A 14967-nucleotide genomic window follows, 5' to 3' on the forward strand; every position below is an offset into this window, starting at 1 on the left:
TCGCGTGAGCATTCGCCTGCCTAATCGCCGTTCTCTCTCTCGTTCCTTTCAGCGCCGCCAATTTTTGAATCAACGCTTCGAGCGAACCCGCCTGCGGTCGCTGCGAATGGAGCAATTGGAAGATCGCCGCGTGATGGCGACCACGCCGATTGCGATTGCCAACCACTCGTTTGAAAACCCCGCCGTCGCGGACGATGCTACGGGCCCGATGACTGATTGGGTCTCCGCCGGTGGCGTCTTCAATCCACTCGCACCTGGCTCGCAATACGCGGTTGCTGTACCAGACGGCCAGCAAGTCGCCTTCTCGAATGGTGGTCTCAGCCAGCAAACATTGGTCGCTGCTGTCCCCGGCAAGCTCTACGAATTGCGCGTCACGCTCGGCGATCGTTCCGATCTGGTGTTCCCAGGCTACACGATTAATTTGAAGGAAGGCGCGAACATCATCGCCACTGGGACGCAAGCCAACTTTGCGCCCCCCGATGGCGGCTTTGGCGATATCGTGCTATACGGCTACAACGCCACCGGCACCGGCGCACTTTCGGTTGAGTTAGTCTCGACGGGCGTGCAGACCAACTTCGACAATGTTCGCCTGAACGTCATCGATCTCGATGCCACGACTACGATCAATGCGACCGATGGCTCCGATACAATCGCGGTGGCACGATTGGGTGCGAATACCTCGATCACCATCAATACCTTGCCTCCCGTGGTGATCCCCACTGCCTCGCTCACCAACCTGATCATCAACGGCGGCGCGGGCGACGACGTCCTCACGGTGAACAACACCGGCGGCAATCCGCTACCAACGGGCGCGCTCACTTACAACGGTGGCGGCAACTTCGACTCGCTGATTTCGACCGGCGGTAACTTTGCCACGGGTGTTTCGACGCCCATCAATACGACCGATGGTTCGATCGTCTATGCCGGCGGAACGACCGGCGCTGCGACGATCAACTACACCGGTCTGGCCCCCATCACCGACAGCAACGTCGCTGCGACCTTCACGGTAAATGGCACCGCTGCCGCCGAAACCATCACCGTAGCTCCCAACGGTGCCTTCACTCGCGTTAGCGCCCCAACCTTTGAACTGCACGATCTGCAGAACAAAACCACGATCGTGGTGGCCGGGCTGGGTGGCGCAGATACCTTTAATGTGGCCCTGACAGCCGCCAGCGCTGCCTTGACCGGACTTACGATCAATGGCAACACCGCCATCGATACGGTGAATGTGACGAACACTCCCGTCGGTGTGACGACGACGATCAACACGGGCGATGCGCTCGATGTGATCAATATCGGCAACACGGGTGTGATTGGTGCGCCGGGAAACCTGACGAACGTCGCTGGCGCTGTCGTCGTAAATGGCGACGCTGCAGGAGCAACCTTGACGGTCGATGGCAGCGGCGCTGCAGTCGTTGCCGACTATGCCATCACCAACAATACCGTGACTCGCAGTGTGCCCGCCGGCTTCGGCGGCGTCACCTATGCGACGGTTTCGACGCTGTTGCTCACCGTCGGCGCCGGTGCCAACATCATTAGTGTGAACAGCGCTTCGGTGCCGACCACGGTCAACACCAATGCGGGTGTCGATACGATCAATATCGGCAACGGCACGCTCGATAACATCGCCGCAGCGGTCACTGTGAACGGCGGCGGCGATGCGGGCGACACGCTTAACATACTCGATGCAGCCGATGCGACCGCGAATACTTACGGACTGAATTCCACAACCGTCACGCGCAACGCAACACCCACGATTACTTATGCCGGCATCACCGCAGTTGCTCTGAATGCGGGAACACTCAGCGATACGATCAACTTCACCCCCGCTGCGGTCGGCGGAATCAATTTCACCATCAATGGCGGCACACCAACTCTGCCGACGTTGCCCGGCGACGTGCTGAACATCAACGCACCCGCTGCTGGTGCTGTCACCGACAACGCAGGTGTGATCACCATCGCGGGCTTCCAACCGTTTGCCTACACCTCGATCGAAACGATTAATCTCTCGGCGAATCTCGGTCCGGTCACCGTCAACGGTACTGCGGGGGCCGATACGCTTGACCTGGAACGCTCGGCTGCCGGGACGAACAGCTATCGCTTGAATGCCGGTCCTGTCGTCAACTTCTCGACGACGACTGCGATTACCTTCAACGGCTTGGCCGGTGCCGACCTGGCCCGCGTCAATCAAACCGTCAGCGGACTTCCTGCCTTTGGCGTTGCCGCTCCTGGTGCTCACACCAACACGGCCATGACCGCCAGCGGGCGGACGCCAACCATCGTCGGCTTCAATTACGTCGGCGGCGCGGATGCAGACAGTCTGCGCTACAACTTCACCAGTGCCCAGGACGTTGCCTACTTCAGCGACGTCGTCGCGGCCGCCAATAGCGGCGTCGTGAATGTGAACGGTCAGTTCACCACGTCGTTCGAAGGTCTCGCCCCCGTGATCTTCGCTGGCGCGGGCGGCAGCCTGCTGGTCGATGCCTCGGCCAATGCTGGTTTGACGACGATGAACGTCAGTGACGACGCCGGCAACACTGCTGGTGCCGGTGGCAACCAAGTCACGGGTGACAATCTCTTCGAAACGGCCTTTTATCGCGGCTTTGCTACGGTCACGGTTCGCAGCGGCGACGGTGCCGACACCATCAACCTTACCTCGCTCGATGCAGCCAGCACCGAAACGACGATCAACCTCGATACCGACAATCTCGGCAACACCGACGCGGCCATCGACACGATCAATGTCCTGTCATTGCCCGCAACCATCACCGCCAATCTGTTCGGTGGCGCTGGTGGTGATACGTTCAATGTCGGCTCCGACAATACGACCCTCGATCTCCTGGGTCAGGTCAATGTCTCGCCAGCCGGCGATGAAGCTGCTCCGGGCGACATCCTGAACGTGAATGGCTCGGCCGACGCCGCTGCCAAGACCGTCTTGCTCACCCTGAACACGATCGAAGGGATCACCGGTTCCGCAGCAGTCCCCGATATCAACTACGGTCTTGGTGACCAGATCGAAACGATCACGGTCACCACGTCCAATACGGGCGGCGATACTTTCAATATTCAAAGTACGCGTACGGGATCGGTCTACAACGTCAACACGCTGGGTGGCACCGATACCGTTAACATCTCGAGCATTGCTCCCACGCTCACGGGCGCGGCAAACCTCAATGCGATTGACGGTCAGGTGAATGTCGACACGGGCGCGGGCGCCGGCGATGTCCTGAACATTAGCGACTTCGGCGACGTGGCCCTCGATACCTACGTACTCGATCGTGTCGGCACCATCGGTCGTTTGAACTTCGGCGATGGGGCTGCCGTCAACGATGTGACTTGGGCTGGCGCGAATCTGGAATTGTTCAATCTGCAAACCAGCAACACTGCTGGCGACACGTTGATTGTCAACGCCACCACGGCCACGGTGACGTCAACCATCGATAGCAACGGCGGCAACGATAGTTGGACCATCCTGGGTGATGATCTGTCGGCCGGCAACGTGTTCGACGCCGATGCGGGCAACGACACGCTGGTACTGAACATCGGCCAACACATTGGCCAGATTGCAGCGTTCCCCGTGACATCGCTCTCTATCGCGGGCGGCAGCAATCCAGTCGTGAACAGCGAAAATCGCGACTTGCTGCAGATCAACGATAACAACGGGGCCTTCGCACGCGATCTCAACTACGACTTTCAGAATGCAGCCAGCGGCCTGAATATCACCGCGCAAACGGCTGGCAACGGCCTCTTCGGCGGCAATGGTGGCGGCAGTCTAGCCCTGCAAACGACCACGTTGGAAACAGTCATCTTTGGCAGCACGGGCACCAACGATGCCGCGCGGGTCACGGGCACTTCTGCCAACGATCTGCTCACCGTTGGCTTGCTGAACAACACTTCGTCGGCCACGGTATTCCTCGGCGGCACGCCCTACCTCAACACCCCTCCCGAAACTGTCGCCGGCAGCTTGCCAGGCTTTGCTGGTGGCGGTACAGGCCCCGACTTGCTCATCAACGGTATGACCCCAGCCTCTGGCCTGCGCCTATTTGGCGACGGCGCCGTAGCCGGCGGTGGCGATCAAGCGATCGTGTACGCATCGAGCGAAAACCCGCTCGTCACCGGTGGCGCACTCAACATCTTCGGCTTTGGCCCAGGCGTGTTGATCCCTGGTTTCGGCGTCGGCAATGCCTACGACACCATCTCGGTGAATGGCGCTTTGGTCCCTGCACCGGTTGGCTTCACCGACGTACGCGTGCTCAACGGCGCACTGGCCGATATCCGCGTGCCGGTCTATGTCGACAATGTCAGCTTCGTGCAGGCGACGCCTCCGTCACCAGCCCAACAAGCGGCGGTAATCGTCAATGGTGGCGACGAAGCAGTCGCGCAGCCGAACGGCATCTCCGACAACATCACGGCCTTCGTGTCGCCGAATTTCAATATCCAAGTGAACGGCAACTTGCCTTCGCTCATCATTGGGCCCAACGGACCGGTCGGCGATCAGCTCAACTTGACGGGCCCTGGCGACACCAACATCTTCAGCGATAAAGCCACGCCACCAAACGTCACGGTGACCTACAGCGGCAACGTGGGACCGTTTGGCATCACCTATAGCTCGATCGAACGTCTGTCACTATTCGCAGGCAATGGCGTGGTGAACCTGATCGGTGATAACAACGATCCAGCCGTCGACCAGAACGACAACTTCGAAGTGATCGGCCGCGATATCGACGGCAACAGCGAGGGCGTCAACGAACTCACGCTCGAGATCAACGGCAGCGCCCCGATCTTCATCAACAATGTCTTCTTCCTGAACGTGTTTGGCGACGATCAGAACCCACCGCCCGGAACACCCAGCGTTGGTCCGAACGATATCGATACGCTGGAAATCACACCTTACGCCGACGACACTCCGCGAGGCTGGGGCATCGATGTTTCGTTCAACGAAGGCAACCCGGTGGGTGCCGACGGCAACCAGGCCGACTTGATCATCCTGCACACCGCCCTGTTTGGCGGGCAAGTCAGCGAAGACATCGTCATCAAGCCAGCGGGGCCCGATAACGGCGAGATCATCGTCACGAACGGCAGCTTTGGTACTCCGATTGTCGATATCGATTACGTTGCCAACACCGACATCATCGTGCTCGACGATGATGGCTTTGTGAACGATACCGACACACTCACGTTGCTCGGTACCAATCCCGATGCCTTGCAAACCAGCGGCAACGAGACCTTCCAAATCAACTCCGACGCCAGTCAATTGCTCGGCGGTCCGCTAGTAACCGTGACCGACACCGCCACGGGCGCAATCCTGTATCGCCTGCGTGGGTTCCTCGATCCAACTCCGGTCATTCCCGTGTTTGCCCCGATTGCCACCCTCAATTTTGAAGGCCTGGCTGGCAACGACACGTTCAACATCACCGGCCCCAGCACCACGAGTGCTGCCCTGTTCGGCGATGTGCAAGTGAACGTGAAGGGCGGCGCTGGAAACGATTCGTTGAACTTCAACATGAATTTGAATGCCAAGTTCAGCGGCACCGGCTTCGAATACGATGGTGGCACCGGTGCCGACATTCTGACGGTCATCGGCGGAGCAGGCTTCACGGTTCCGCTTACGAGCACCACCTATACACCCGGTGCGGCGGTGGGAGCAGGTCAGCTGACCTACGCCGACGCTGCCTTGCCACCGATGGTGATCGACTTCGTGAATCTGGAACCAGTCGTCGACCTGGTGGTCTCGCCCACTTTGATCGTGAATGCCAACAACGCGTCGAATGCCATTAATTACGGCGTGGGCAGCGTAGCCACGAACGGCTTGATCTCCGTTGACGATCACGAAACGATCGAGTTCTCCAATAAGACAACTTTGACGATCAACGCTCTCGGCGGCAGCGATACGATTAGCCTGAACAACCCCAACACACCCACAGCGTTGACGTCCATCACAGTCAACGGCGGTGATCCAACTACCAGCGATAAGGTCATTGTGGTCGGCACTACTGGTGTCGACACGGTCGCCTATACTCCCACGGCATTCAATGCGGCGACGGTCAACATCACCGGATTGCCGACGATTACCGCGAATACGGTCGAGCATGTCGTTTATGATGCGGGCGAAGTTGCCGGGCTCGACCAACTGACCGTTAACGGAACCATTGTCAACGACGTTCTCAGCTATGAGGCCAGCATTGAGTTCGGCGGCACGCTCCGATCGCTCCTCAGCCCAGATTTCGACTTCCTTCGAACTGGACGAGTTACCTTCAATGGCGGCGGTGGTTTTGATGTTGTCGATTTTGTTGGATCGGCGGGCGCGGATACGGTAACGTCGACCGCCACGGCGGTCTCGCTAACCACTCCTGCCTCTCTTGCCATCATTACGCTGGGCGCCGGAGTGGATCAACTAAACTTGTCCACTCTGAGTGGCAACGACAATATCGATCTCGACTTGAATGTCTTGAATCTTGTTAAGGTGATCGATGCCGGTACGGGCAACGACATCGTCAACCTGTTGGGTGTGCTCGATGCCGGCTTGGCGACAATCTATGCCGGCGAAGGGGATGACAGCGTCGTTGGCAGCCCGAATGCAGACTTGATCTACGGTGGTTCGGGCAACGACATTCTGATTGGTGCGGGCAGTGCCGATACCATCTACGGCGAAGACGGCAACGATCGCTTCGGCGATGTGGGGCTTGGTAACGGCGCGGCCGACGATGGTGGTAACGATCGCTGGTTCGGCGGCAACGGTTCCGACATCTTCGTCTGGGAACCAGGCGATGGCAGCGACCTAATCGAAGGTGGTGCCAACGAAAGCGACCAGTTGGTCTTCCTGGGCAATGGCGGTGCGAACATCTTCGCTCTGAATGCCGTGGGAACTCGTACCGAACTGCTGTTCGGTGGTGGTGCAATCGACATGGATATCGCGGGGGTCGAAGAGATTGACATCCGCGGTTTGGTTGGTCCCGATGCATTCACGGTGAATGACCTCTATGCGACCGATGTTCGCACGGTCACCTTGGATCTGGGGGTCGAGGCAGGCGTTCCAGACTCGGTAACGGTCAATGGTCGCAATGTCTCGGATAACGTGAACATTACCCAAACGCTGGCCAATCGTGCTTCGATCACGGGTCTGCGTTACGACGTGCGAATCGACAATCCGGTTACAGCCGACAACGACATCTTGGTCTTCAATGGCAACGAAGGTAACGACGCAATCGTTGCCAACGACAACTTGATCCCCTTCTATGCCGCTGCGAACCTGCGAATCAACGGTGGCGATGGCGACGATTTCATTAGCGGCCATGGCACACTGTCGGGCGGCTTGGGCAACGATTCTCTGTATGGCGGCGTCGCCTCGCAGGTCATCAGTGGTGGTGCCGGTGACGATACCATCTACGGTGGTGCTGGCGACGATACGCTCAACGGTGACGCTGGTGAAGATACCTTCGTCGGTGGTCTGGGGCTCGATACGATCGACGGTGGCGATGATTTCGATACCATCCTGGTACAAGGGACCAGCGCCAACGACCGCATCGATCTGCAACAGAATGCTCGCGCAGCGTTGTCCTTCCCGCTGGTATACGAAGTTTCGAACACGCTCTTGGGCTTCGATGGCATCATCGGTGGCGCAGGTACCGAAACCGATACGATCGTCACCACGGCCACTGCCACGACCGTCGAAAATGTCAGCATCGTCTCGGGCTCGGGTGGCGATACCATCCGTGTGGCTCACGACGATAGCTACTTCAACGGCCCTCTGTTCACGATGCGAATCACGGTCGATGGTGGCTCCGGCCCAACCGACGATCGCTTGAGCGTTCGCGAACTGGGACTCGGCGACACGACGATTCAACGCATCGGTGGCGTAGCCAGCAGCGGCTCGTTCAGCGTGGGGACGAATGCTCCGGTCATCTACACCAACGTCGAGTTTTCGACACTCGATCCGGTCAACACCATCACGGGTGCCACCGGAACCGACAACGCGGGCCGCTTGATTGTGCTGCCGTACGATCCACGCGAGCAAAACGGTCAATTGACCAATGCCACGTTCCTGGGCAACGGCGTCGCAGACTTGCAAGGCACGATCGATCCTGGCATCGACCCAGACGGCGCTGCGGTTCCTCCTGGCTTTGGATTGCCGGGCGACGAAGACTGGTATCGCGTGGTGGCGAACGCGACGGGTACGCTCGATTTCCAAGTCTACTTCCGTGAACTGGCCGCTTTGGCGAACGGTCGGGCGGGCTTGCCCGGCAACGGCAATCTCGATATTGCCGTGTACGACGCCGATGGCCTGGTGAGCGGTGTGCCTCTGGCCATTGCTGGCCTCGGAACCTTCGGAACCAACGATGGTGGTGCCGAACTCGATACCGCCCCGAACGCCAACGAACGCGTTCGCATTCCTGCGGTTCAGGGTCAAACCTACTACCTGCGGATTGCCGGCGCAACGCTCACAGCCGATGGCACGCCGAACGTCAGTCCGGCCGTGAACGCCTACAGCCTCAGCGTGGTGAACTCGGCGGCTCCGGTCGCTCGCGACCTGGAACTCGACGACATCATTGCCACCTCGGCTGTCTCGGCCGCTCCAACTCCGACCAGCTTCACAGCTCCGGCCGCTGGCTTGTCTGCAGTTCCTGGCTTCTACGTCGGCAAGTTTGTCTACTTCCTCGGCACACCTGGCAACCCCAGCGATCTCAACGGTCAGCGGGCTCAGGTTCTGACCTACAACGGTGCGGGTGGCTTCACCTTCGCAGCGGGCTCGTTCACCGGGGCTCCAGCCATCGGCGACTTGTTCCAAATCGAAAGCGTCGATACCGGTCGCTCGCAGTTCGATAATCACACCCGCGATAACACCCCGACGATCTTCTTCCGCCTGGATGATGCCATCCTGCTGAACGATCTGCCGGGCAATCCCGCGGGGCAAACCAATGCACCGCCGCCAGACCAGGTGATTCCGATCACCTATCAACTCAACGGTTCGTTGAACCCGAGTTTGCAGCCTGCTGGTGGCTTTACACCGGGCTTCCGCGTAGCGATCTTCGACGAAACCGATACGCACAACCCTGTGTTGCTCGGTTATGCGACTCCGGTGAATGCGACGGGTCTGTACACCTTCACGTTCACGACCGCTCTGTCGATTGGCAGCCACTTCATCACGGCCAAGGTCGAAATGATCGACCCCGCCGATACCAGCCCCGCTGCGAACGTCGTGCGCGCCACTGGCTTTGGTGCTCCGAGCCAATCGCTCGAGATCGTGGTCGATGTGACACCGCCGCCCGTCTACTTCGGTCTGCCAACCAGCACCGAAACGGGTTTCGAATTCACCGCGACCGACGGCTTGCATCCCGATAGCGATACGGGCGTCGAAGGAATGCCGCTCACGTTCACCGATGGCCTCACCAGCGATCTCACGCCGCGGTTCTACGGCACGGCCGAAGCGAACAGCATCGTCCGGCTTTACGTCGACAACACGAATCTGGCCGTTTACCCCGGCACGATCATCGGTGTGCTCGATCCGTTCGATATCTTGATTGCTCAAACCGTTGCCAATCCCGAAGACGGCACCAACCAATTGCCTGGCGGGTGGTGGGAAGCTGAATCGACCGTGTCGTTCAACGATCCGCAGTTCTTCCCCGTCGAAGATGGTTTGCGAACCATCTTCGCAACTGCAGAAGACCTGTCGGGCAACGTAGGTTCGGCAGTCATTGCCGAGATTGAAGAACTCGCGATCTTCATCGACACCGTTGGTCCGCAAGTGACCGACGTTCGCTTCAACACGGTCGACAGCACCTACAACGTCTTCGATCACAAGTACGAATCGGTCGCTGGCAACTCGATTGCCACACTCGCCGGCCTTGTGGGTGGCGGTGCTTATGTGCCGGGCGTGTACCAGAACGTGCCGCTGACTGGTGGTGCGGGCCTGAATGCCTTTGCCAATATCACCGTGGGCCCTGGTGGCAACGTGACCAATGTGGTGCTCGTCGGCGGCGGCAGCGGCTATGTCGTCGGCAATGTGCTGTCGGCTTCGAATGCGAATCTCGGTGGTGCTGGTGCTGGCTTCAGCATCAATGTCGCCACCGTCAACGCGGTGACCTTCAACTCCGGCACACTGGTACCGACGCCACTGGTGAACTCGGTCATTGTCAAGATTCAAGATCTGCCCGCTCGCGTGGCCAACTTCGTCTATCAGGCCATCAAGACTGATACGAACCTGGTCAACCCCGTGAACGGTGCCATCATCAACGGTGGCGTTGACGACCTGCCACTCGGTTTGGTGAACGTCATTGGCGACTACTCGGGCAACATGCCGATTCGCCGCATCACCTTCACAGCCGATCAAAACCCCAACACGGTTCCGCTCGATCCGTTCTCGCTCCCCGACTTTGCTCGTGGTTACATCACGATCACCTTCGGTAGCGACCCGAACGGCATCCCTGGCGATGCCGACGACACGATCCTCACGCTGCCCGATGATCGCTTTACGTTGACCTTGGACGATTCAATCCAAGATCCCGTGGGTAATCACTTGGACGGTGAATCGCAGGCCATTGAACCCCACGATCAGCCCGACTTCCCCAGTGGCGATGGTATCCCCGGTGGCGACTTTGTGGCTCGCTTCACGGTCGATACTCGTCCGGAACTTGGTAGCTGGGCCGCAGGCTCGGCGTGGATTGATATCAACGGCAACCAGATCTTCGATCAAGACAACACCGACTTCACCAACCGCGATATTGCGTTCCTGCTGGGTTACACCAGCGACGAACTGTTCGCGGGCAACTTTGCCGCGACCGGTGCCGCCGCTGCAGACGGCTTCGATAAGCTCGCCGCTTATGGGCGCGTGAACGGTCAGTGGCGTTGGCAGATCGACACCGACAACGACGGTGTGCCCAACATCGAAACGGTCGACCCCAGTGGCATCAACGGCTTCCCAGTGGCCGGTAACTTCGGTGCCAATGCCGGCGACGAAGTCGGCCTGTTCACAGGCAATACCTGGTATCTCGATACCGATCACGACTTCCAAGTGAACGATGCAGGTGGTAGCCGCGTCATCGCTTGGCCGGTTAGTGGCTACGGCTTCACCGGCGACTTCGACGGTGACGGCAACTACGACCTGGGTACCTGGACCGACGACACCTTCCAGTTGTCGCTCAGCAGTTCATCGGGCGGCCTGGTCGATGGCACCATCGATTCGACCTTCCACTTCGGCTTCCCCGGAGCTGGCGAACGCCCAGTAGCCGCCGATATGAACATGGACGGCTTCGACGACATCGGCTTGTGGACCCCCGATCGTTCGACGCAGGTCGAAGGGATCGGCTCGGAATGGTACTGGCTCATGTCGGGTGTTGTGGCGAACGACACCCCGAGTGGCGGTCCAGCCGTGCTGGGACCATCCATTCCGCAACGCATCGTCAATGATCCGTTGCCCGTGTTCCCTGGCCAGCAGTTGGTCAAGTTCACGCCTGTGCCGTTCGGCAACGATCTGTACATGCAATTCGGCGACGAGTTCTCGCTGCCGATCGTGGGCAACTTCGATCCTCCAGCGACGCTCACCTCCGTGTTGCCTGGAACCAATCGCAACAATGCTTTGGACGTAAATAACGACGGCCGCATTACGGCCTTCGATGCTCTGGAAGTCATCAACCGGTTGAACACTTCGGCTGGACCATCCACGGTGCCAACCAAGGGCTTCATCCGGGCTCCGTTCCTCGACGTCGATCAAAACCTGAAGGTCACCGCCTTCGATGCTCTGCAGGTCATCAATTACCTGAACCAGAATCCCGTCGGTACCTTGAGCGGCGGCGAAGACGTGGGCGGATCGGGTGGCGACACTTCGACGAACGACGATGCACTTCTCGCCATCCTGGAAGAGGGCGATTTGTAAGCGAATTGCTGGCTGCCAGATGGAAAACTCCAGGCCCGTTCATTCCCCGCGATGAACGGGCCTTTTTCGTTGCCTGCCGCAACCAAGCTGGCGAACCACCCGTTTGCTATACTCAAAAAGACAGGGACGAACAGCTCTTCACTGGCAAGCGGATAGACCTCGCTGATGAGTTTGCAACGCTGGCTGCAGTTTCACACCGCCGCGCTCGCGGTGCTGGGAGGATCGTTTCTCATCCTCACCGGCGATAGCAGCCCGTTTCCCTATGCCCTGGCCCTTTCTTCGCTGGTAGCTCTGTTTGTCACCGACTACAAGCATTGGGTGAAGGTTCCGCGCACGCTGGGCAACCTTGGCGCGCTCATCGCCGTCAGTTGGTCGATGCGAAACTTTTTGCGACAAGCGCGCGAAGATCAGCTGCTGACGATTTCGCACATGCTGATCTATTTGCAGGTGGTGCTGGTCTTTCAAGAAAAGTCACGCCGCGTTTATTGGCAGCTGCTGGTGCTCAGCGTGTTGCAGGTCGTCGTGGCGGCCGCGTTGTCACTGGGGCCGCAGTTTGGGTTGCTGCTCATTCTGTACATGGCGAATGCCATCGCCTGCATGTTGCTGTTGTGTTACCAGCGCGAATTGGGGCACGAATCGGAGGCGGTGCCTGCGGCCCCCAAGTCGCCCACGTCGCTGCATCGTTTGCTGGACCCGCCCAGGTTGCTCATCAGTTCTCGGCAGCATCAGCTTGAGCATTGGGTCCAGGGATCGTGGCTGATGCGCAGCGTGTTGATGATCACCCTGGCCAGTATTCTCTTTACGCTGATTTTCTTTTTCTCCGCACCGCGCATGAGCGAGGCGATGTGGCAAACCTCGCGCGGTCGCGGCGGCGTTAGCGGTTTCAGCGGCGAAGTGGAGTTGCGCACTCGCGGGCAGGTCTCGTTAAGCGAACAGCCCGTGATGCGCGTCAGCTTTTCTCGCGAAGACAATCGCGAGCCGGTGGCGCTCGTTTCGGAACCTTATTTTCACGGCCAAGTGCTGACGAACTACGGGCAAGACGCCAACGGCCATCGCTGGACGACGGAATACTCCATCGGACCGCGGCGTTCGCGCGGCGGTTCGTCTCGAGTCGATAATGTCAACCTCAGCGAAGTGGTCCGGCAAGAAGTGGTGCTGGAAGCCAGCAACTCGCCAGTCCTATTTGCCGTTATGCCCGTGCAGTTTCTGCCCGATACGCCCGGCAGCGTGCGTGAGTATCGGCAGTCGCCTCGTTTGGTCCGGATGCCGCAGGAAGATCAAATCTTAGCCACGCGCGAATTCCGCTATTCGATTGGTACGACCGCAATTCGCAACAGCCGCCAGTTAAGGGCGACCCCTCACTATCATCCGGCTGCCGCCTCGGGCCAGGATCTGTTTCTGGAAAGTGAAAGTGCCTTTGAGCGGGACCGCGTGCGACTGAGCGACTTCATTCCCGAGCGATTTCCCGGACTGAAGAAAATCTCCGACGACGTGATTCTCGAGGCCAACCTGCAGAACGCTTCGGCTCTCGAACGGGCCCTGGCATTGCAAAACCTGCTGCTTGGTAGTGGGCAATATGTTTACTCGCTCGACTTGAATGATCCTCAGCACACCGAAGGCGATCGCTTGGGGCTCGATCCCATCGAGGACTTTGTCGTTCACCGTAAGAGAGGGCATTGCGAGTATTTCGCTAGTGCCCTGGTGATGATGCTCCGCAGCCAGAATATTCCCGCGCGAATGGTGATTGGCTATAAGGGTGGCGATTGGAATGCCCTGGGCGAGTACTACCTCGTGCGGCAAAAGCATGCCCACGCTTGGGTCGAAGTGCTCCTCCCACCGAACGATATTCCGCCCGATCAAATCGCTGGCAAACTGAACGGCGGCGGCGCTTGGTATCGGCTCGATCCCACTCCGGGGTCCGCCGATCAAACCGAGGGAGAAGCTCGGTCGCAAACATTCAATCCCATTTCGGATGCCTTCGACTATGCCGACTACGTCTGGGGCGATTATGTCCTGGGGCTCAACGCTGGTCGACAGGAATCGGTGATCGATCCGATCACCGCTCGCTCGCGGGATTTCTTCCCGCAGAACTTCAATCCGCAGCGGTTGACCAAATGGGCGAAGGGTTTTCTCGGCGGCCCGTCGGCTGCCGAGCAACCGTCCGGTGAACCCGGGCAAACACCTTGGCTGCGGTTTATGTTGCTCAGCCTGCTCGTTGTCGCTTCGCCGGCTGTCCTGGCAGGTGTATTGTTGCTGCTGCGATTCGTCAGCGGTCGCTGGTGGCATCGTCAACCAGGCAGAAACACCGCAGCGAATCGATTCACCGCCATTGAACAATTGCTGGCGCGACGCGGCATCAAGGTCCAGCCTCAAGCGACAGCGGCAGAGTTGCTGGCACTAGCCGCGGAAAAACTTAGCGACGAAGCCAAATCAACCGGCGACGGTCGCGCCGTTGTTGGCATGTTGCAATCCGTGTTCGACGGCTATCATCGCGTACGCTTTGGCGGCCCCGATTCGGCCGCGGAGCACAACTTGCAACTTGCTCTGGCGAATCTGCAGCAGGCCCTATCGCAACGGCCGAACGTAGTACGAAAGAATGGATGAACTCATGTCGACGGATAGCGATCTCCCCGCCAAGCCCGAAGTCCTCCTGTTCACCGACGGTGCCTGCAGCGGCAACCCAGGTCCTGGTGGCTGGGCCTTCATTTTGAAGCATCCGGCCACAAAGACCGTAAAGGAGGTCTTCGGTGCCGAGCGAGAGACCACCAACAACCGCATGGAGTTGATGGCCGTCATTCAAGGCCTGAACACGCTAAAGCGTCCGGTGTACGTCGAGATCTTCACCGACAGCGAATACGTGCGCAAAGGAATGCAGGAGTGGATGGCAGGCTGGAAGAAAAACGGCTGGAAGCGCAAAGAAAAAGGGAAGCTCGCACCTCTAAAAAACGATGACCTTTGGAAGCAGCTTGACGAACAGATGGCCAAGCACCAGCTCAAGCTCACGCGAGTTGCCGGCCACAGCGGCCATCCCGAAAACGACCGCTGCGACGAGTTGGCCGTCGAAGCCTACCGCAGCGGAGCGTATTCGTAGTTAATAT

At 59.0% G+C, this 14967-nt stretch carries 3 protein-coding genes; all 3 read left to right on the plus strand.

All coding sequences use genetic code 11. The features are described from left to right. Positions 1-4: 4 nt before the first annotated feature. The 3 genes from NA78x_RS23960 (at position 5) to rnhA (ending at position 14960) form a co-directional block, all read left to right on the plus strand. Entirely contained in the window at positions 5-11869 is an 11865-nt protein-coding gene (locus NA78x_RS23960; RefSeq protein WP_425614911.1) for a dockerin type I domain-containing protein, read from the plus strand. A 165-nt stretch (positions 11870-12034) separates the two neighbouring features. Further along, the gene (locus NA78x_RS23965; RefSeq protein WP_425614912.1) at positions 12035-14473 is read left to right on the plus strand and encodes a transglutaminaseTgpA domain-containing protein; all 2439 of its coding nucleotides are present in this window, start codon (positions 12035-12037) and stop codon (positions 14471-14473) included. A gap of 4 nt (positions 14474-14477) precedes the next feature. Continuing rightward, the gene (gene rnhA / locus NA78x_RS23970; protein WP_425614913.1) at positions 14478-14960 is read left to right on the plus strand and encodes a ribonuclease HI; all 483 of its coding nucleotides are present in this window, start codon (positions 14478-14480) and stop codon (positions 14958-14960) included. The last annotated feature ends 7 nt before the right edge of the window (positions 14961-14967 follow it).

This window comes from Anatilimnocola aquadivae (assembly GCF_049819085.1).
Classification (GTDB): domain Bacteria; phylum Planctomycetota; class Planctomycetia; order Pirellulales; family Pirellulaceae; genus Anatilimnocola.